The sequence below is a fragment of the Streptomyces sp. PH9007 genome (assembly GCF_059813725.1).
The window spans coordinates 2,097,018-2,117,077 of the sequence record NZ_CM187440.1 but is presented as its reverse complement, the minus strand read 5'-3'; the positions used below and the strand labels follow the sequence as shown (position 1 = coordinate 2,117,077).

Annotated in this window: 18 protein-coding genes and 1 riboswitch; of the genes, 11 read left to right on the top strand and 7 right to left on the bottom strand. The window is 72.0% G+C overall.

Annotation, left to right across the window (positions count from 1 at the left end):
• Positions 1-305: 305 nt before the first annotated feature.
• From ACTFAP_RS09460 to ACTFAP_RS09445, 4 genes are all read left to right on the top strand, one after another.
• Complete coding sequence (locus tag ACTFAP_RS09460; protein WP_500468794.1) at positions 306-1,454, top strand: 5-(carboxyamino)imidazole ribonucleotide synthase; 1,149 nt, start codon at positions 306-308, stop codon at positions 1,452-1,454.
• On the top strand, positions 1,451-1,990 hold the full coding sequence (gene purE / locus ACTFAP_RS09455) for a 5-(carboxyamino)imidazole ribonucleotide mutase (protein ID WP_500468793.1): 540 nt from the start codon (positions 1,451-1,453) through the stop codon (positions 1,988-1,990). Before ACTFAP_RS09460 ends, purE begins: the two co-directional genes overlap by 4 nt.
• Before the next feature lie 5 nt (positions 1,991-1,995).
• Positions 1,996-3,207 carry a membrane dipeptidase gene (locus ACTFAP_RS09450; protein ID WP_495684922.1) on the top strand — a complete coding sequence of 404 codons (1,212 nt, stop codon included), beginning with the start codon at positions 1,996-1,998 and terminating at the stop codon, positions 3,205-3,207.
• A 303-nt stretch (positions 3,208-3,510) separates the two neighbouring features.
• Positions 3,511-3,682: riboswitch (cyclic di-AMP (ydaO/yuaA leader) on the top strand.
• A 5-nt stretch (positions 3,683-3,687) separates the two neighbouring features.
• Positions 3,688-4,470 (top strand): peptidoglycan DD-metalloendopeptidase family protein, encoded by a 783-nt coding sequence (locus tag ACTFAP_RS09445; RefSeq protein ID WP_495684216.1) that lies wholly within the window; start codon positions 3,688-3,690, stop codon positions 4,468-4,470.
• A 123-nt stretch (positions 4,471-4,593) separates the two neighbouring features.
• Here ACTFAP_RS09445 and ACTFAP_RS09440 read toward each other — a convergent pair whose 3' ends face one another.
• The gene (locus ACTFAP_RS09440) at positions 4,594-5,394 is read right to left on the bottom strand and encodes an ABC transporter permease (protein WP_500468792.1); all 801 of its coding nucleotides are present in this window, start codon (positions 5,392-5,394) and stop codon (positions 4,594-4,596) included.
• Entirely contained in the window at positions 5,391-6,353 is a 963-nt protein-coding gene (locus tag ACTFAP_RS09435; RefSeq protein WP_500468791.1) for an ATP-binding cassette domain-containing protein, read from the bottom strand. The genes ACTFAP_RS09440 and ACTFAP_RS09435 overlap by 4 nt, the downstream gene beginning before the upstream one ends.
• Before the next feature lie 108 nt (positions 6,354-6,461).
• Here ACTFAP_RS09435 and ACTFAP_RS09430 point away from each other — a divergent pair, with 108 nt between their 5' ends.
• Entirely contained in the window at positions 6,462-7,226 is a 765-nt protein-coding gene (locus ACTFAP_RS09430) for a TetR/AcrR family transcriptional regulator (RefSeq protein WP_500468790.1), read from the top strand.
• Between the two features lie 25 nt (positions 7,227-7,251).
• On the opposite strand, the gene ACTFAP_RS09425 is transcribed toward ACTFAP_RS09430, so the two are convergent.
• On the bottom strand, positions 7,252-8,412 hold the full coding sequence (locus ACTFAP_RS09425; RefSeq protein ID WP_495684212.1) for an acyl-CoA dehydrogenase family protein: 1,161 nt from the start codon (positions 8,410-8,412) through the stop codon (positions 7,252-7,254).
• A 104-nt stretch (positions 8,413-8,516) separates the two neighbouring features.
• Between ACTFAP_RS09425 and ACTFAP_RS09420 the strand changes: the two genes are divergently transcribed.
• Positions 8,517-9,860, top strand: a complete 1,344-nt coding sequence (locus ACTFAP_RS09420) for a nucleotide sugar dehydrogenase (RefSeq protein WP_495684211.1) — start codon at positions 8,517-8,519, stop codon at positions 9,858-9,860.
• 115 nt (positions 9,861-9,975) lie between these two features.
• On the opposite strand, the gene ACTFAP_RS09415 is transcribed toward ACTFAP_RS09420, so the two are convergent.
• Complete coding sequence (locus tag ACTFAP_RS09415; protein ID WP_500468789.1) at positions 9,976-11,247, bottom strand: LCP family protein; 1,272 nt, start codon at positions 11,245-11,247, stop codon at positions 9,976-9,978.
• A 99-nt stretch (positions 11,248-11,346) separates the two neighbouring features.
• Between ACTFAP_RS09415 and ACTFAP_RS09410 the strand changes: the two genes are divergently transcribed.
• Positions 11,347-11,874 carry an acyl-CoA thioesterase gene (locus ACTFAP_RS09410; RefSeq protein ID WP_390121899.1) on the top strand — a complete coding sequence of 176 codons (528 nt, stop codon included), beginning with the start codon at positions 11,347-11,349 and terminating at the stop codon, positions 11,872-11,874.
• Positions 11,875-11,929: 55 nt separating this feature from the next.
• Here the strand turns inward: ACTFAP_RS09410 and ACTFAP_RS09405 are convergent, their stop codons facing one another.
• Both ACTFAP_RS09405 and ACTFAP_RS09400 read right to left on the bottom strand, forming a co-directional pair.
• Entirely contained in the window at positions 11,930-12,856 is a 927-nt protein-coding gene (locus ACTFAP_RS09405; protein WP_436980605.1) for a DNA-3-methyladenine glycosylase family protein, read from the bottom strand.
• 44 nt (positions 12,857-12,900) lie between these two features.
• Positions 12,901-14,154, bottom strand: coding sequence for a peptidoglycan recognition protein family protein (locus ACTFAP_RS09400; protein ID WP_500468788.1), 1,254 nt, complete (start codon positions 14,152-14,154; stop codon positions 12,901-12,903).
• Between the two features lie 127 nt (positions 14,155-14,281).
• On the opposite strand from ACTFAP_RS09400, the gene ACTFAP_RS09395 reads away from it, so the two are divergent.
• The 4 genes from ACTFAP_RS09395 (at position 14,282) to ACTFAP_RS09380 (ending at position 18,955) form a co-directional block, all read left to right on the top strand.
• Positions 14,282-15,037, top strand: coding sequence for a TIGR03089 family protein (locus tag ACTFAP_RS09395; RefSeq protein ID WP_400012337.1), 756 nt, complete (start codon positions 14,282-14,284; stop codon positions 15,035-15,037).
• Positions 15,038-15,076: 39 nt separating this feature from the next.
• The gene (locus ACTFAP_RS09390; RefSeq protein WP_400012338.1) at positions 15,077-15,295 is read left to right on the top strand and encodes a hypothetical protein; all 219 of its coding nucleotides are present in this window, start codon (positions 15,077-15,079) and stop codon (positions 15,293-15,295) included.
• A gap of 116 nt (positions 15,296-15,411) precedes the next feature.
• On the top strand, positions 15,412-17,274 hold the full coding sequence (locus ACTFAP_RS09385) for an LCP family glycopolymer transferase (protein WP_495684208.1): 1,863 nt from the start codon (positions 15,412-15,414) through the stop codon (positions 17,272-17,274).
• A 127-nt stretch (positions 17,275-17,401) separates the two neighbouring features.
• Entirely contained in the window at positions 17,402-18,955 is a 1,554-nt protein-coding gene (locus tag ACTFAP_RS09380; RefSeq protein WP_500468787.1) for an LCP family protein, read from the top strand.
• Between the two features lie 4 nt (positions 18,956-18,959).
• Here ACTFAP_RS09380 and ACTFAP_RS09375 read toward each other — a convergent pair whose 3' ends face one another.
• Positions 18,960-19,985 (bottom strand): glycosyltransferase family 2 protein, encoded by a 1,026-nt coding sequence (locus tag ACTFAP_RS09375; protein WP_500468786.1) that lies wholly within the window; start codon positions 19,983-19,985, stop codon positions 18,960-18,962.
• Positions 19,986-20,060: the final 75 nt, after the last annotated feature.

The following is a 20,060-nucleotide window of genomic DNA, read 5'->3' as shown; positions in this document are numbered from 1 at the left end:
CTTTCCGTGTCACGTCGGCGGCACAGCAAAATCGTACAGAACATCACATAAGACTGCGATCATGCTAACCAGCTCCCCCGGCACGGCGCCCGGTGAACAGCCGGACCCGCCGCGCGAAGGCCGCCGGGAGACCGCGGCGGAGCACTGCCGGCCACGGGCGGGCCGTACCCGGAGCCGACGCGAGCACGGGCCCCGCCGGTTCCGTACGCTCCCGGCCGGTTCCGTACGGGCTCCCCGGACGTCTCCCGGCTCCTTCCCCACCACTGCCCACGGCAGCCCCGCACCCGGCCGATACCCTGGGCACCGTGACATTTCCGGTAGTCGGCATGGTGGGCGGCGGGCAGCTCGCCCGGATGACCCACGAAGCGGGCATCCCGCTCGGCATCAAGTTCAAGGTTCTCAGCGATACGCCGCAGGACTCGGCGGCCAAGGTCGTGGGGGAGGTCGTCATCGGCGACTACCGCGATCTCGACACCCTGCGTGCCTTCGCGAAGGGCTGCGATGTGATCACCTTCGATCACGAGCACGTCCCGACCGAACATCTGCGCGCACTGGAGGCGGACGGCATCCCCGTGCGCCCCGGCCCCGACGCCCTGGTGCACGCCCAGGACAAGGGCGTCATGCGGGCCCGCCTGACCGAGCTCGGCATCCCCTGCCCCCGGCACCGGATCGTCGCCGACCCGGCCGATGTGGCGCGGTTCGCCGCCGAGGAGGCCGGGGGCTTCCCCGTCGTCCTGAAGACCGTGCGCGGCGGCTACGACGGCAAGGGCGTGTGGGTGGTGGACTCCGCCGAGGACGCGGCCATCGCCCAGCCGTTCCTGGCCGGCGTGCCGGTGCTCGCCGAGGAGAAGGTCGACTACACGCGCGAGCTGGCCGCCAACGTGGTCCGCTCCCCGCACGGCCAGGCCGTGGCGTACCCGGTCGTGGAGTCCATCCAGGTGCGCGGCGTGTGCGACACGGTCATCGCACCCGCCCCCGGCCTGCCCGAGGAGCTGGGCGCCGCCGCCCAGCAGCTGGCCCTGCGGATCGCCGCCGAGCTGAACGTCACCGGCCACCTCGCCGTCGAGCTGTTCGAGACCACCGACGGCCGGGTGCTGGTCAACGAGCTGGCGATGCGCCCGCACAACTCCGGCCACTGGACCCAGGACGGCGCCATCACCTCCCAGTTCGCCAACCACCTGCGGGCCGTCCTCGACCTCCCGCTGGGCGACCCCCGCCCGCGCGCCCCGTGGACCGTCATGGTCAACGTCCTGGGCGGCGACTACCCGGACATGTACCCGGCGTATCTGCACTGCATGGCACGCGACCCCGGGCTGAAGATCCATATGTACGGCAAGGACGTGAAGCCCGGCCGCAAGGTCGGCCATGTCACCACCTACGGCGACGAGCTGTCCGAGGTCCGCGAACGCGCCCGGCACGCCGCCGACTACCTGCGGGGAACGATCGACGAATGAGCATCCGTAACGCGCCGGCCGCACCTCCCGTGGTCGGCCTGGTCATGGGCTCCGACTCCGACTGGCCGGTCATGCAGGCCGCCGCCCAGGCCCTCGACGAGTTCGAGGTGCCCTACGAGGCGGACGTGGTCTCCGCGCACCGCATGCCGCGCGAGATGGTCACCTACGGCGAACGGGCCGCCGAGCGCGGGCTGAAGGCCATCATCGCCGGCGCCGGCGGCGCCGCCCATCTGCCCGGCATGCTCGCCGCCCTCACCCCGCTGCCCGTCATCGGCGTCCCGGTGCCGCTCAAGCACCTGGACGGCATGGACTCGCTGCTGTCCATCGTGCAGATGCCGGCCGGGGTGCCGGTCGCCACCGTCTCGGTGGGCGGCGCCCGCAACGCCGGCCTGCTGGCGGTGCGCATCCTCGCCGCGCACGACCCGAAGCTGCGCGACCGGATGCGGGACTTCCAGACCGTGCTCAACGCGCAGGCCACCGAGAAGGGCCGCAAGCTGCGGGCCTCGCTGCGCAAGGACGGGGAGGCCGCCCGGTGAGCGACCTGAGCGCACACCTGGAGCGGGCCCGCGCCCTGCTCGCCGAACACCCCGTGGTGGACGGCCACAACGACCTGCCGTGGGCGCTGCGCGAGCAGGTCCGCTACGACCTGGACCGGCGCGACATCGCCACCGACCAGAGCGCCCACCTGCACACCGACCTGCCGCGGCTGCGGGCGGGCGGGGTCGGCGCGCAGTTCTGGTCGGTGTACACCCGCTCCGACTACGCCGGCGACGCGGCGGTCAGCTCCACCCTGGAGCAGATCGATGTCGTACGGCAGCTGCTCGCCCGCCACCCCGGCGAACTCGCCCCGGCGGCCTCGGCGGACGAGATGGAGAAGGCGCGCGCCGAGGGCCGGATCGCCTCCCTGATGGGCGCCGAGGGCGGGCACTCCATCAACAACTCGCTGGCCACGCTGCGCGCCCTGTACACGCTGGGCGTGCGCTACATGACGCTCACCCACAACGACACCATCGACTGGGCGGACTCGGCCACCGACGAGCCCCGGCACGGCGGCCTCAGCGCGTTCGGCGAGGAGGTCGTGCGCGAGATGAACCGGATCGGCATGCTCGTCGATCTCTCCCACGTCTCCGCCGACACCATGCGCGACGCGCTGCGGGTCAGCGAGGCGCCGGTGATCTTCTCGCACTCCTCGGCGCGCGCCGTGTGCGACCACCCGCGCAACATCCCCGACGACGTGCTGGCCGCGCTGCCGGGCAACGGCGGGGTGGCGATGGCGACCTTCGTGCCGAAGTTCGTGCTGCCGGCGGCGGTGGAGTGGACGCGCCGCGCGGACGAGAACATGCGCGCGCACGGGCTGCACCACCTGGACACCACGGAAGCCGGTATGCGCGTCCAGCGGGCCTTCGAGGAGGCCCACCCGCGTCCGGTGGCGACCCCGGCGACGGTGGCCGACCATCTGGACCACATGCGCGAGGTGGCGGGCGTCGATCACCTCGGCATCGGCGGTGACTTCGACGGCACGGCGTTCCTGCCCCAGGGCCTGGACTCGGTGGCGGGCTACCCCAACCTCATCGCGGAGCTGCTGCGGCGCGGCTGGTCGGACGCCGATCTGGCCAAGCTGACCTGGCAGAACGCGGTCCGCGTGCTGCGTGACGCGGAGACGGTGGCCGCCGGTCTCGGCGCGCGGCGCGGTCCCTCGAACGCCACCATCGAGCAGCTGGACGGCCCGGTCACTGCCGATTCCGGACATTGAGAACATTGGGTGGGATAGCGTCTCTTGGGAGATGCGTGGTGACCGACCTCACTTTCCGCCCCTGACGGGGTTCCGGCGAGGTGCGGGGCGCCGCTCCGCAAGGTCGGCAAGTGGGACATTCATACGTGAAGTTGGTGCAGAACGGGAATGATCGCCCGAAGGTGATCATTCCCGTTTCTGTTGCGTGATCAAGCCCGCGCCCGCCGCCGCTTGTTGTCTTGTCCGAATTAACGGGATTACGGTGCTCCCGCGTCGCACCCGCGACGATCCGCGACCGGACGCCCAATCCTGTCACCGGCCACGGAAACGCAGTCCTTCCCCATGACAGGAGCGGGGGAACCACTTCCCGCCGGCCCGTACGCAGCACGGACCGGCTCGGGGTGAAGCCACCGCCGCGCGGCTCGTCCGACGGCAGTGGCCGGGCTCCTTCTCGGCCCGAACCCGACAGCTCACCTCGCAGGCGATGAGAGGAGTCCCCGTATGTCCGGACGCGGTCGTCACCGCGCCTCGCGCGCCCATCGCTTCACCCGTCTCACCCGTGCCTCCGTGCTGCTGGCCATCGGCGGCGCCGGCATCGCCGTGCCGCTGGCCACCGCCGGTGCCGCACACGCCGCCGACGAGCCGGCCGTCACCGCCACGTACACCGTCAAGGCTGGTGACACCCTGAGCAAGATCGCCCGCGACCTGGGTCTGGAGGGTGGCTGGAAGGGTCTGTACGCCGACAACAAGGCCGCCATCGGCGCCGACGCCGGTCTCATCAAGCCCGGCCTGAAGCTGGAGCTGTCCACCTACGCGGGCACCAAGACGGCCACCGCCGAGGTGGAGACCCCCGCGGCGGAGCCCGCCCCGGCGACCGGCGGCTGGGTCTCCCCGATCGCCGACGGCGCCCTGGCGACCGGCTACAAGGTGGCCGGCTCCATGTGGGCCAGCGGCTACCACACCGGCATCGACTTCCCGGCCGCCACCGGCACCCCGGTGCTGGCCGTGGGCGACGGCGAGGTCATCTCGGCCGGCGACGGCGGCAGCTACGGCAACCAGGTCGTCATCCAGCACGCGGACGGCCACTACAGCCAGTACGCCCACCTGTCCTCGCTCTCGGTGAGCGCCGGCCAGTCGGTGTCCGCCGGTGACGAGATCGGCGGCGTCGGCAGCACCGGCAACAGCACCGGGCCGCACCTGCACTTCGAGATCAGGACCGGCGCCGACTACGGCTCGGACATCGACCCGCTGGCCTACCTGCGGGCCCAGGGCGTCACTCTCTGACGCCTCCCCGACGGCCGCCCGCACCGGCCCCGCCCGCCCCGCCGCCCCCCCGTGGACGGCGGGGCGGGCGTTCTCCGTACCCGCCCCGGGCCCCGGCTTATCCGCCCGGCCCCCGGCTCCGGCTCAGCGGCTGAGGTTCTGGTAGCGGCGTACCGCCAGCGGCGCGAACACCGCGACCAGGACCACCGGCCACGCGATGGCGAGCGCCATCGCGTTCTCCGTCGGCCAGCTGGCGCCCGCCGTGTGCAGACCCGGGTTGCCGAACAGCTCCCGGATCGCCGACACCGTCGCCGACAGCGGGTTCCACGCCGAGATCGTGCCCAGCCACCCCGGCATCAGCTCGGGCGCCACGAACACGTTGGAGACCGCGGTCAGCGGGAAGGCCAGCGGGAAGACGATGACGCCGACCGTGTCCGGGTTGGGCACCAGCAGCCCCACGAAGATCCCGACCCAGGTCATCGCGATCCGCAGCGCCAGTACGAGCGCCACCGCCAGCAGCGCGTACCCGATGCCGCGGTGCCAGGTCCAGCCCACCAGCAGCCCGCATCCCACCAGGACGGCGATCTCCAGCAGCGCCCGGAACAGATCCGCGACGCTGCGCCCGGTCAGCAGCGCGGAGCGGGCGATCGGCAGCGAACGGAACCGGTCCACCACCCCGCGCTGGGCGTCGTGCGCGACCGAGGTGGCGGTGGCCCCCATCCCGTACAGCATGGTCATCGCGAACACGCCCGGCAGCAGGAACTCCCGGTAGTTGCCGCCGTCCGGCAGCTGCATGCCGCTGCCGAAGACGTAGCCGAAGACCAGCACGAACATGATCGGCAGCATGAAGTAGATGCCGATCTCCTCGGGCGAGCGCACCACGTGCGCCATGTTGCGGCCCGTCATCACCCAGCTGTCGGCCGCCGCCAGACGGAGCTTCCTCATGCCGCCACCTCCGTCTTCCCCGTACGCCCCGCCGTGAGGTGCAGGAACGCCTCGTCGAGGGTCGGCCGCCGGGTGCCGATGTCCTCCACCGTCAGTCCGGCGTCGTGCAGACCCCGTACGACCTCGGTCAGCGCCGCCACCCGGTCGGTGACCGGGACGCCCACCCGCCGGGTGTCCGGGTCGGTGGTGGCGGGCGCGCCCGCTATCCGCTCCAGCAGGGCGGCCACCGTCACCAGGTCCCCGGCCCGCCGGGTGACGATCTCCACCCGGTCGCCCCCGATGCGGGCCTTCAGCTCGTCGGCGGTGCCCTCGGCGATGACCCGGCCCGCGTCGACCACCGAGATGCGGTCGGCGAGCTGGTCGGCCTCCTCCAGGTACTGCGTGGTCAGCAGCACGGTGGTGCCGGCGGCGAGCAGGTCGCGCACCGCGTCCCACACCTCGTTGCGGCTGCGCGGGTCGAGTCCGGTGGTGGGCTCGTCCAGGAACAGCACCCGGGGGGTGCGGATGATGCTGGCGGCCAGGTCCAGCCGGCGCCGCATGCCGCCGGAGTACTGTCCGGCCGACTTGGCGCCGGCGGCGGTGAGGCCGAACCGCTCCAGCAGTTCGTCGGCGCGCCGTCCGGCCGCCGCCTTGGACATCCGGTGCAGCCGCCCGAACATCACCAGGTTCTGCCGGCCGCTGAGCGTCTCGTCGACGGCGGCGTACTGGCCGGTGAGCCCGATGGCGCCGCGTACCCGCTGCGGCTCGCGCGCCACGTCCAGGCCGCAGACGGTGGCCCGGCCCGCGTCGTACCGCAGCAGGGTGGCCAGCGCCCGCACGGCGGTGGTCTTGCCGGCGCCGTTGGGGCCGAGCACACCGTGCAGGGTGCCCGTCTCGACGGTGAGATCGAATCCGTTGAGGGCGTAGGTGCCCCCGTACCGCTTGCGCAGCCCCTCGGCCACGATGGCGTGCTCTGCCATGGGTGGTGCCTTTCCCGTCCCCGAAACTGTGTATCAAGTACACTACTGTCTACAAGATACACAGTTTTAAGATGGCGTCAATCGTGAACGGGACCGGAGGAGAACGGCATGGCGGCGCGGCGCGACCCCGAGCACACGGCCGACCTGCTGTGGCGCAGGCAGCGGCCGGGCAGCCGCGGGCCACGCGGTGCACTGACGGTGGATCAGATCGTGGACACCGCGGTGGAGCTCGCGGACGCGGAGGGCATGGCCGGGGTGACCATGGGCAAGGTCGCCAAGCGGCTGGGAGTCACCACCATGTCGCTGTACCGGTACATCCCCGGCAAGGACGACCTCGTCGACCTGATGTTCGAACAGGCGACCGGGCGGCCGGAGACCACCGACTGGCCCACCGAGTGGCGCGCCCGGGTCCGGGCCTTCTCGCACGCCCAGTACCAGGTCCTGATGGCCCGGCCCTGGCTGCTCGACGTCCCCATCGGCACCCCGCCCATGGGGCCCAACAACGTCGCCTGGATGGAAGCGGGCCTGTCCGCCATGGAGCCCACCCCGCTCACCCCCGAGGACCGGATGGGCGTGCTCAGCGTGATCTCCGGCTACGCGCTGACCGAGGCGCGCCAGGCCGAAGTGGTCCGCCGCGCCGCCCCCTCCACCGGCCTGACCTACACCGAATGGGGCGCCGCGTACCACCAGGTGCTGGCCAGGGTGGTGGAGGAGGGGTGCTACCCGGCGCTCAGCGCGATCGTGGAGGCCGGCGTCTTCGCCGATGACCGCACCACGCCGGAGGAGGAGTTCTTCTACGGCCTCGACTTCATCCTCGACGGGGTCGAGGCCCTCATGGAAAAACGGCGGGCGGCCCAGGGCATCGCGCCCTGACCGCCCGCCGTTCCCGGCCCGTGCGTCAGGGCAGGTTGCGCGCCATCACGATGCGCTGGATCTGGTTGGTGCCCTCATAGATCTGGGTGATCTTGGCGTCCCGCATCATCCGCTCCACCGGGTAGTCCCGGGTGTAGCCGTAGCCGCCCAGCAGCTGCACCGCGTCCGTGGTGATCTCCATCGCCGCGTCCGAGGCGTAGCACTTCGCCGCCGCGCCGAAGAACGTGAGGTCGGAGTCGCCGCGCTCCGAGCGCGCCGCCGCCGCGTACGTCAGCTGGCGGGCCGCCTCCAGCTTCATCGCCATGTCGGCCAGCATGAACTGCACGCCCTGGAAGTCACCGACCGGACGCCCGAACTGCTTGCGCTCGGCGACGTACCCCTTGGCGTAGTCCAGCGCGCCCTGCGCGATGCCCAGCGCCTGCGCCGCGATGGTGATCCGAGTGTGGTCCAGAGTCCGCATCGCGGTGGCGAAGCCGGTGCCCTCCTCGCCGATCAACCGGTCGGCCGGGATGCGGACGTTGTCCAGGTAGACCTCGCGGGTCGGCGAGCCCTTGATGCCGAGCTTCTTCTCCGGGGCGCCGAAGGACACGCCCTCGTCGCCCTTCTCCACCACGAACGCCGAGATCCCGCCCCGGGTGCGCTTGTCCGCGTCGGTGACCGCCATCACCGTGTAGTACTCGGAGACCCCGGCGTTGGTGATCCAGCGCTTCACGCCGTTGAGGACATACGTGTCGCCCTCCCGCACCGCCCGGGTGCGCATCCCGCCCGCGTCCGAGCCGGCGTCCGGCTCCGACAGCGCGTACGAGAACATCGCCTCGCCCCGCGCCAGCGGCGCCAGGTACCGCGCCTTCAGCTCCTCCGAGCCCGACAGCAGCACCGGCATCGACCCCAGCTTGTTGACCGCCGGGATGAGGGAGGAGGAGGCGCACACCCGCGCCACCTCCTCGATCACGATCACCGTGGCCAGGGCGTCCGCACCGCCGCCCCCGTAGCTCTCGGGCACGTGCACCGCGTGCAGATCACTGGCCACCAGGGCGTCCAGCGCCTCCTGCGGGAAGCGGCCCTGCTCGTCCACCTCCGCCGCGTGCGGGGCGATCTTCGCCTCGGCGAGGGCGCGTACGGATTCCCGGAGCAGCTCGTGCTCCTCGGCCGGCCGGTAGAGATCGAAGTCCGCTGCTCCTGCCACCGCACTCACTCCCGTGTGACGCGCCACCATGCTAATGACTGTTAAGTAACTTAACCCTAGATCCTGGGACCCTCCCCCCGCCAGACGGGGACTATGCTCGCTTCATGCCCCCGCTCAAGATCACCGTCATCGGCACCGGCTATCTCGGCGCGACCCATGCCGCCGCCATGGCCGAACTGGGCTTCGAGGTGCTGGGCCTCGACATCGCCGAGGAGAAGATCGACCTGCTCAGAGCAGGCCGCGCCCCGATGTACGAGCCGGGCCTCGAAGAGCTGCTGCGCCGTCATGTGGCCGGGATCGAGGGCTCGACGGGGCGGCTGCGCTTCACCACCTCCTACCCGGAGGCCGGCGAGTTCGGCGATGTGCACTTCATCTGCGTCACCACCCCGCAGAAGGCGGGCGAGTACGCCTGCGACATGAGCTACGTCGACGCGGCCGTCACCTCGCTCGCCCCGCACCTGAACCGCCCGGCGCTGGTGGTCGGAAAGTCCACCGTCCCGGTCGGCTCCGCCGCCCGGCTCGCCGCGCTCATCTCCGGACTCGCCCCGGCCGCCGCCGACATCGAGCTGGCCTGGAACCCCGAGTTCCTGCGCGAGGGCTACGCGGTCCAGGACACCCTGCACCCCGACCGGATCGTCGCCGGTGTCACCGGCGAGCGCGCCGAGACGCTGCTGCGCCAGGTGTACGCGACCCCGATCGCCGAGGGCTCCCCGTTCCTGGCCACCGACCTGCCCACCGCCGAGCTGGTCAAGACGGCGGCCAACGCCTTCCTGTCCACCAAGATCTCCTTCATCAACGCGATGGCCGAGATCTGCGAGGCGGCCGACGGCGACGTGGTGCGCCTCGCCGAGGCGCTCGGGTACGACGACCGGATCGGCCACAAGTTCCTGCGGGCCGGCATCGGCTTCGGCGGCGGCTGCCTGCCCAAGGACATCCGCGCCTTCATGGCCCGGGCCGGCGAACTCGGCGTGGACCAGGCGCTCACCTTCCTGCGCGAGGTCGACTCCATCAACATGCGGCGCCGCGCCCACATGATCGAGCTGACCCAGGAGGCCCTGGGCGGCTCGGTGCTCGGCCGGCGGATCGCCATCCTCGGCGCCACCTTCAAGCCGGACTCCGACGACGTACGGGACTCCCCGGCGCTCAACGTCGCCGGCCAGCTCCACCTTCAGGGCGCCCAGGTGACGGTGTACGACCCCAAGGGCACCGAGAACGCCCGCGCAGTCTTCCCCACCCTGCGCTACGCGGACACCGCGCTGACCGCGGCCCGGGGCGCGGACGCCGTGCTGCACCTGACGGAGTGGCGCGAGTTCGGCGAGCTGGACCCGGCCGCGCTGGGCGAGGTCGTCACCGAGCGCCGCATCCTGGACGGGCGCAACACCCTGGACCCGGCGGTGTGGCGCAAGGCCGGCTGGACGTACCGGGCGATGGGCCGCCCCACCGCGTGAGGTGAGGACTGAGGACTGAGGACAGGAGAGGGGCGGGACGGCCGACCGGCCGTCCCGCCCCTCCTTCCGTTCCGTCCGCCCGCCACCCGGCGGCTTCCGGTCTTCCTGCGTCCGCTCAGTCCTTCACGCCGACGGTGACCTTCTCGTCATTGTTGATCTGGCTCATCAGCAGTTCGGTCTGTTCCATGTCCCACAGCACCGCCGAGCCCTTGTCGGTGGCGTAACCGGGGTTGGCGACCGGGATGTTCATCTGCTCGGCGCCGCGCATCGCCAGGAACATCCGGCCCAGCTGCCACAGGCTCATGTCCTTGTCGACGATCAGCGCGTCCGTGGTGGCGCTCAGCGTCGGGTACAGCTTGAACGGATTCAGCACGGTGGCCGGGGAGCCGGTCTGGGAAGCCAGCGCGCCCAGGAACTTCTGCTGGTTCTTGGTACGGCCCAGGTCGCCCTCGGCCTCCTGGTACCGCTGCCGGTTGAACGCCAGCGACTCGGCGCCGTTCAGCGTCTGGCAGCCCTCGGCGAAGTCGGCGCCGCTGTTCTTGTCCTGGATGGCCTTGTCGAAGCACATCTCGACCCCGCCCAGCGCGTCCACGACATTGGCGAAGCCGCCGAAGCCGACCTCCACGTAGTGGTCGATGCGCACCCCGGTGTTGTACTCCACCGTCCGCACCAGCAGCTCGGGGCCCTCGATGGAGAAGGCGGCGTTGAGCTTCTGCTGCTGGGCCGGGATGCGGTTGCCGGACACCGAGCCGGTGAACTCCGGGATCGTCACCCACGAGTCACGCGGCAGCGAGATCATCGTGGAGCCGTTGTCCCCGACGTGCAGCAGGATCATGGTGTCCGTGCGCTTGCCCTCGGCCGAGCCGGTGGACAGATCGTTCTTCTGCTCGTCGCTCAGCCCCTCGCGGCTGTCCGAGCCGACGATCAGATAGTTGGTGCCCTTGCCGCTGTCCGGCCGGTCCTCGACGGAGGCGAGGTCCACGTCACGGTTGAGCTTGCTGTTCGCCCAGAAGTACGTGCCGGTCGCGATCACCAGCAGCGCCAGCACCAGCGCGAGCGCCGAGTACCCTATCCGCCGTCCCCAGCGGACGGGCCGCCGCGGCGGCCCGCCGTCGTCGTACGGGCCCCGCGCGGCCGGCGGCGGACCGGGATGGCGCGGGCCGCCCTGCCCCGAGCCCCGGTAGACCTGCCCCTCGCTGTAACCGTCGTCGTACGCGTCATGGCCGCCGCCTCTCGGCTGCGGAGGCCCCTGGGGTGTGCCGCCCGGCGCGGGCCGCCGTACGTGCGGCATCACCCGGGCGCCCTCGGGGCCGCTGCCGCTGCCCCGCCCGTAGCGGTCCGCGCGCGGCTGATCGTCGTCCGTCCATCCCTGGGGCCAGTCGCTCATAACTCAGCAGTGTCCCCCGGGGCCAGGGCCGGTGGGGAGTGGCCCCGGTCACTTGTGGCAGAGCTGATGCACAAGGATTCCCCGCCTTACGCTGGTCTTATGACAGACCACGTCATTTCCCGCCCGGAGAACGATCTTCCCGGCAAGCCCACCGGCGCCTCGCGCACCACCCTGTCGCACATCATGACCCAGAACGACACCAATCTGATGGGAACCGTGCACGGGGGAGTCATCATGAAGCTCGTCGACGACGCCGCGGGCGCCGTCGCGGGACGGCACTCCGGCGGCCCCGCCGTCACCGCCTCGATGGACGAGATGGTGTTTCTGGAGCCCGTCAAGGTCGGCGACTTGGTGCATGTACACGCCCAGTGCAACTGGACGGGCCGCTCCTCCATGGAGATCGGCGTCAAGGTCATGGCCGAGCGCTGGAACGAGTCCACCCCCGCCACCCGGGTCGGCACCGCCTACCTCGTCTTCGCCGCCGTCGACGACAACGGAAAGCCCCGCCCCGTCCCCCCGGTCGTGCCCGAGAACGACGAGGACCGCCGCCGTCACCAGGAGGCGCAGATCCGCCGCAGCCACCGGCTGGCCAGGCGGCGGGCCATCAAGGAGTCGCGCGGCGCGTGAGCCGGGCGGTGAGCTTTGTCACCGTGCCCCGGCGGTCAGCGCGGCGCACGCCGGCTCACAGCCGGGCGATCCGCGCGTGCCGCTGACGCGGAGCGCGCCGGGCCGGGGCGACCCCCGACAGCAGGATCAGCCGGGCCGCCCGGTGACGCTGCCCGGCGTACGGCTCAAGCAGCTCCAGCATCCGCGCGTCGTCCGCGCCCCGTACCCCGGTGAGCGCGTAGCCGATCAGGCCGGGCAGATGCAGATCCCCCACCGTCACCGCGTCCGGCGCGCCGTTGCTGCGCTGCAGCGTCTCGGCCGCCGTCCAGGGGCCGATGCCGTCGATCGCGCACAGCCGGGCGACGGCCGCCGGCAGGTCCATCGCCGCCGCCTCCTCCATCCGGCGCGCCACCCGGGCCGCCCGGACGATCGCCGCCGACCGCTTGCCGTCCACCCCCGCCCGGTGCCACTCCCACGACGGGACGCGGACCAGGGTGCGCGCGTCCGGCGGCACGTACAGGTGCGGCGCCCCCGGGGCCGGTTCGCCGAACCGGCGCAGCAGCAGCCGCCACGAACGGTGCGCGTCCTCGGTGGTGACCCGCTGCTCCAGCACGCAGGGCACCAGGACCTCCATGACCTGGCCGGTACGGATCAGCCGCAGACCCTGGTTGCGGCGCCAGGACTCGGCCACCACCCGGTGCCGGGGGACGAAGCCGGACGGGTCGTCCTCGCCGCCCAGCAGGGCCGGCAGCCGCTCCAGCACCCAGCCGGCGCCCGGGCCCCAGGCGGCGGCGCGCACGGTGCGGTCCGGCGCGTGGTCCTGGCGCAGCCGCAGCGTGGCCGGTCCGTGCGGGGTGCGGGTGGCCCGCCACAGCGTGCCGTCGGGATCGGTGCCGAACGCGGGATCGTACGGCCCGCGCCGCAGCACTCCGATGCTGCGGCGCAGGTCGTACGGCTGGGACCCGGGCGGAGTCCAGTGTTCTTCGAGAGGGCGTTCGGTCATGTTCCGGCCAGGCTAGCCGGTGGCCGGCCCGGCGCCCGAGGCGGTCAGCGGCCCTGGAACCCGGCAGCGGTGGAACGGATGGCGGGCAGCTGCGCGTACAGCTTCTCGCCGGGGCACTCGGTGGCGAAGCCGTCGCGGTGGCCCGAGATGTTGGCCATCTTCACCGTGACGCCCTTCGCGTAGAGGCCGCCGCCCATCGAGGTGCGGTTGCGGGAGCTCTTGGGGTTGATGTCGGACAGGCCCAGCTTCCAGGCCGACAGCTGGGAGACCGCGTTCAGGGCCTCCTTGGTGGGGGCGGTGGAGCCGTGGCTGCCCAGGAGGGCCACGCCCATGCTGTTGTGGTTGAACCCGGCGGTGTGCGCGCCCTGCACGGCCCGGTCCACGCCGCCGGCCCGGCCCTCGTAGATGGTGCCGCACTTGTCCACGAAGAAGTTGTAGCCGACGTCCCGCCAGCCCTGGGACTGCACGTGGTACCGGTAGATGCCGCGGATGATGGCGGGGGCCTCCGAGCAGGAGTAGTTGTTGCCGCCCGCGGTGTGGTGCACGAAGACCGTCTTCACCATGTCGGTGTAGGCGAAGGCGCTCTCGCGCAGGCTCTCGTCGGCGCCCCAGCCGGCCCGGGTGGTGATCGGCGGGCGCGGCCCCGGGTACGAGGCGGCGGCGGACTGCGCCCCGCTGTCCGAGGTGCCCGCGGCGGGTGTCGCGCCCCGGCCGGAGGCCACGCTGGTGCCGGCGGCGTCGACGGCGACCGCGGCGTCGAGTCCGGTGTCCGGGTCGATGAGTTCCAGGCTCAGCCCCTCGGGGAGCCCGGTCACCGGCGCCGTGCCGTCCTCGGGCCACACCCGCACCTCGACGGCGTCCGAGGCTCCCACCCACAGCGGCGCCGTGCCGCCGCGCAGCGCGCCGTCCGCCGCCTCGGCCGTGTTCTGGTCCGGGGCGTGGTCGGTGTGGGTCTCCAGCGGCTGCCACCCGGACCAGTCGCCGTCCAGGGCGCGGGTGCGCACCTCGGCCTCGCCGTGCAACTCCTCGGCGGCGTCCGCCCACACGACGCCGAGCAGCGAGAACGGTGCGGTCTCCCGGGCCGGCAGCCCCACCTCCCCGCCGCCGTCCGCCGAACGGGCCGCGGCAGCGAGCGGTTCGAGCGGCAGCGACTGGATCCCGCTCGCCTCCGTGCTGGTGGCGGCCGTACGGGGAGCGGACGCGGCGACGGCACCCCCGGTGCCCAGGGGCAGAACGAGCGGGACGGCGAGTGCGGCAGCACAGGTGACACCGATGGTGGAAGCAATGAATGCACGCATGACAATGATCGTGGACACAGTGGTTCAAAACTGCCATTTGTAATCTGACGCTCCGTAAGCAAGGAGCCGCGCCGCCCCCCGCTCGGGCCCCCTGCGGCGGCAACCCGCCCGGCGTACTGTGGCGGTGATGAACTCTTCCGAACACACCCCCGCCGACCTGCTGCGTTCCGCCCTGGCCGCGGACCCCGGCCGCCCCCTGGTGACGTACTACGACGACACCCTCGGTGCCCGCGTGGAACTCTCCGCGACCACCCTCGCCAATTGGGTGGCGAAGATGGCCAACGCCCTCCAGGACGACCTCCTCGTCGAGCGCGGGCAGCGCCTCGCCCTGCTGCTGCCCACCCACTGGCAGACCGCCGCCTGGCTGCTGGCGTGCGCCGCCACCGGAGTCGTCGCCGAGATCGACGGCGACCCGGAGGACGCCGATGCCGTCGTCGCCGGCCCCGACCGGATCGAGGAGGCCCGGGCCTGCCGCGGTGAGCGCGTCGCGGTCAGCCTGCACCCGCTCGGCGCCCGCTTCCCCGCCGGTCCGCCGGACGGCTTCCAGGACCACGCGCTGCTCATCCCCGGGCAGGGCGACACCTTCACCTCCTTCGACCCGCCGGGCCCCGAGGACCCGGTGCTGGTGGTCGAGGGCCAGGAGATGACCGGCGCCGAGGTGCTGGCCGCCGCCCGCGAGGACGCCGGCGACCTCGGCCTGTCCGCCGGCGCCCGGCTGCTGTCGCTGCGCGGCTACGACACCTGGGAAGGGCTGTCCGCGGGGCTGTTCGCGCCGCTGGCGGCCGGCGCCTCGGTGGTGCTGGCTCCCGGCGCGGACCGGCTGGAGGAGGCGGCGCTGGCCGCCCGCCGGACGAGCGAGGGCGTCACCCACTTCGCCGACTGACAGTGGCCGCCCGGGCGGCGGGCCCGCAGGATCAGCACCATGAGGTTGCCCCGACAGGCCACGCGCCACCGGCCGTACGAGGAAAGCGCCCCGGCCCCCGCCCGCACCCACCCCGGCGCCACCCGCTGGGCGCGGCGGCTGGCGGTGACCGTGGCGGCCGTCGTCCTGGCGGTCGCCGGCACCGGATACGCCCTGCACCACGGCTTGATCTACGCGTCCTCGCTGCCGACGAAGGACCAGAAAAACGGAAGTATCTAAATATTCTCCTCGCCGGGCCCGGGTGGAATACGTCACCGCCGTGCGGACCCGCGGAACCGTGCGGCTAGTGTGTGCCGTCTGACTTCTCAGTCGGCACACGGAGGGCGCACGGTTACGTGGACGCGCAGGGACGTGGGGGCGCGGGCGACATCGATCCCGCAGACCAGTGGGTGTTGAACCCGGACACCGGTAACTACGAACTCAGGCTGCCCGGTGACACCACCGGGCGGCCCGGCAGACCGCGCTCCGGGGCACACTCCCCGGCTTCCGGTGACAGACCTACCCCCCGTAACGCTCCGCCACACCAGCGTCGCGCGCCGTCTTCCCCCCGGGAGGACACCAGCCGGGGCACCGGCAGCGGTCCGGGCGCGGGTTCGGGTTCCGGCACGGGTTCGGGCACGGGCACCGGTTCGGGTTCCGGCACGGGCGAGCGCGCCGTACCCGCCCAGCGCGCCGGCGGGCGCCGCAAGGAGGACGCCACGGCGCGCTCCGGATCCGCCGCCGGCCCCACCGGCAGCCGCGCCGACCGCCGCAAGGCCCAGGCCAAGAAGAAGAAGGGCAAGGGCAAGAAAGCCCTGATGTGGATAGGCGGCGGGCTGGCACTGCTGCTCGTCGTCGGCTGCGCCACCGCCTTCTACGCCTACCAACGGCTCAACGGCAACATCGACAAGGTCGACGTCGTCGGCGCGGACAACCCGTTCCAGAAGGACGCGCCGGTCAACGTCCTGTTCATCGGCACCGACAAGCGCACCGGGGCCGGCAACGAGGACTACGGCAACTCGGGCGACGAGGGCCGCGCCGACACCGTCATACTTCTGCACTTCTCCCAGGACCGGACCCACGCCACCGGACTGAGCATCCCCCGGGACCTCATCACCGACATCCCGGACTGTGAGGTCAAGCAGGACGGCGAGACCGTGACCATCCCGGGCACCGCGCAGACCCGCTTCAACTACAGCCTCGGCGTGGACGGCCGCGACCCGGGCTGTGTGTGGCGCACGGTCGAGGAGATCACCGGCGTCGAGATCAACCACTTCATGATGGCCGACTTCAACGCCGTGAAGGACCTGTCCACGGCAGTCGGCGGCGTCGAGGTCTGCCTCGCCAAGGACATCAGCGACGACAAGTCGCACTTCCACATGGAGGCCGGCACCCACCGCCTCCAGGGCGAGGACGCGCTGGGCTTCGTCCGTACCCGCTACGGCGTGGGCCAGAGCAGCGACCTGAGCCGCATCAAGCTCCAGCAGCAGTTCCTCGGCTCGCTCGCCCGCGAGATGGTCGGCACCCTCAAGGAGCCCACCAAGCTGTGGGGCCTGGCCGACACTGCCACCAAGGCGCTGACCGTGGACACCGGCATCGGCAGCATCGACAAGCTGAACGACATCGCCCAGGAGCTGGGCAAGGTCCCGGTCAAGGACATCTCCTTCGTCACCCTCCCGGTGGTGGACAACCCCGATGAGCCGGAGGACGCCAAGGCGACCGTCGTGCTCGACAGCGGCAAGGCCGAGCCGCTGTTCCGGATGCTCCAGGAGGACCTGTCGCTGACCGACAGCGGCGACGAGGAGAAGAACGGCGACAAGGAGGACGAGGAGAAGGCCGAACCGGCCCCCGCCTCCGAGGTCCGCGTCGACGTCTACAACGGCGGCAACGTGATCGGCGCCGCCCAGGACACCGTCAACTGGCTCCAGAACACCCACGGGGTGCTGCTGTCCACCAACGCCTCCAACGCCGACTCGCAGGAGACCACCACCCTGGAGTACGGCCCCGACCAGGCGGGACAGGCCGTGACCCTCGCGGATCTGATGGGGCTGCCGAAGAAGGCGCTCAAGGAGGGCTCGGCGGACGCCGGGGACACCCCGATGGTCCTCACCCTCGGCGACGACTTCCAGGGCGTGGGGATCCCGATCGAGGTCAAGGCCGAGAAGCCGGCCGATGTCGACACCATCACCGCTGACGACGAGAGCATCTGTGCCTCATAAATCCGACACACCTGACGCACCCGATGCGGCAGCGGCAACCGAAGACAGCGCGACGGCGGGCGGTGACGAGGAACCGGGAGAGATACCCGGCCCGTCCCGCCCGCCGGGGCGCCGCCGCTGGGTGCGCGTGCTGCGCTGGACGGCGGGCGGCCTGGCGGTCGCCCTCCTGGGCACCGCGGGCGCCGGCTACCTCTACCTCCGGCACCTCAACAGCAACCTCACCAAGGAGGAGCTGAACCTGGGCAGCAAACCCCCGCTGCCCCGCGCCACGCCCAACGCCGAAGGCCAGACCCCGATCAACATCCTGCTGCTCGGCTCCGACAGCCGCGGCTCGGAGGCCAACGCCGAACTGGGCGGCGCCCGCGACAACGCGGACCGCCCCGGCCTGGCCGACACCCAGATGCTCATCCACGTCTCGGCCGACCGCGGCCACATCTCGGCGCTCAGCATCCCGCGCGACACCCGCGTCACCATCCCGGAGTGCACCGACCCCAAGGACGGCACGGTCTACCCGGAGACCGAACGCACCATCAACACCTCCATCCAGCACGGCGGCCCCGGCTGCACCGTGGCCACCTGGGAGGAGCTGACCGGCATCCCCATCGACCACTTCATGATGGTCGAGTTCGCCGGGGCGGTCTCGCTGGCCGACGCGGTGGGCGGCGTACCGGTGTGTGTGGCCGACAACGTGCACGACGAGGACTCGGGCCTGCGCCTGGAGGCCGGCACCACCGAGGTCAGGGGTGAGCAGGCGCTCCAGTGGCTGCGCACCCGGCACGGCTTCGAGGACGGCAGCGACATCGGCCGCACCAAGGCGCAGCAGATGTACTTCACGGCGATGGCCACCGAGTTGCAGCAGGGCACGAAGCTGACCGATCCCGTCCAGCTGATGGACCTGGCCGAGGCCGCCACCGACGCGCTCACCGTGGACCCGGGCCTGGGCAGCGTCGAGGCGCTGTACGACCTGGGCGAGGACGTGAAGAACGTGCCGAGCGACGCGATGACGATGGTCACCATGCCGTGGCTGCCCGACCCGCAGCGCCCGGCGGCCCACGTCATCCCGCACGCCGAGCGCGCCGAGCGGATCTTCTCGGCGATCCGCAACGATGTGGCCCTGGACGACGCCGAGGGGCTGCGCGCGGCCGAGGAGGCCGAGGCGGAGCGGCTGGCCGCCGAGGCGCCGGACCCGGCCCCGGCGGAGGAGATCGCGGTGGCGGTGCGCAACGGTACCGGAACGGCCGCCATCGGCCCGGTCACCGGGCGCGCCTCGGAGGTCGCGGGCGCACTGTACGGGGAGGGCTTCACCCAGGCGTACGCGGACGACACCTGGGTCACCCAGGACGCGACGACGCTCGGCTACCCGGCCGGGGACCCGCAGCGGCTGGCGGACGCGCGGGCGGTGGCGGAGGCCCTGGGTCTGCCGGCGAGCGCGGTGCGCGAGAGCGAGGGCGAGGGCGAGGGCACGACGGTGCTGGTCCTGACCATCGGCGCGGACTGGCGCGAGGGTGCACTGTACCCGGCACCGCAGGAGGAGCCCGACGCGGACGCCGAGGAGACCGGGGACGCCGGGGACCGTGAGAGGGACGACGACGCCCCCGAGGAGATTCTGCGGGAGGACGAGGCGGTGACCGGCAAGGACGAGAACGCCTGCATGACGGTCAACCCGCTTCACATCTGGTGAGCGCTCACATCTGGTGAGCGCCGGCCTGCCGCTCGACGCTGCTGGCCTTGACGCGGCGGGCCAGCTTGCGGGGGCTGGTGAGGAAGCCCCAGCCCCACGACATGTGCATGGTCGCCAGCGCCACCGGGATCCGTAGCCGCACGCCGGCCGAGGTGCCCTTGCCGGCCGGGATCGAGCCGAGGGTGATGGCGGCCAGGTAGCCGGCCGGCACCACGAAGGCCCAGGGGGTGAGCACCGCGCCGACGACGATCCCGGCCGCGATGGCGACCAGGGCGGTCGGCGGGGCGAGATAGCGCGGGTTGATGGACCCGGCGTGGTAGCGGGCGACCACGTGCCGCCAGCGGCCGTAGTGCAGATACTGCTTGGCGAGCGCCCGGACGCTGGGCCGGGGCCGATAGGAGACCAGCAGCTCGGGGGAGAACCAGATCATCCCGCCGGCCTGCCGGATGCGGAAGTTCAGCTCCCAGTCCTGGGCCCGGATGAACTCCTCGTTGTAGCCGCCCTGGGCCTCCAGCACCTCGCGCCGGAAGACGCCCAGGTACACGGTCTCGGCCTCGCCGGCCTGCCCGCCGGTGTGGAAGGCGGCGTTGCCGACGCCGATCTTCGAGGTCATGGCGCAGGCGACGGCCCGCTCCCAGTCGTTCTCGCCCTCGGCGTGCATGATGCCGCCGACATTGGCCGCGCCGGTCTCCTCCAGGAGGCGCACGGCGGTGGCGATGTAGTTGGGGGAGAGCATCCCGTGCCCGTCGACCCGCACGACGACCGGGTGCCGGGACGCCTTGATGGCGGCGTTCAGCCCGGCCGGGGTCCGCCCGGTGGGGTTGGCGACGGTCTTGACCCGCGCGTCCTCGGCGACGAGTTCCTGGGCGATCCGGTCGGTGTCGTCGGCGCTGGGGCCGAGGGCGATGACGACCTCGAGCTCACCGGCATACTCCTGGGCCAGGATGTGCTGGACGGAGTTACGCAGATGCCGTTCCTCGTTGAGCACCGGCATGATGACGGACACGGCGGGGGGCGGGGTGCTGGTCACCCGGCTCACGTTACCGCGAATGGGGGACGCCCCAGCGCGCCGCCCCGGTATGTAGATCATCTGGAAATACCTTTG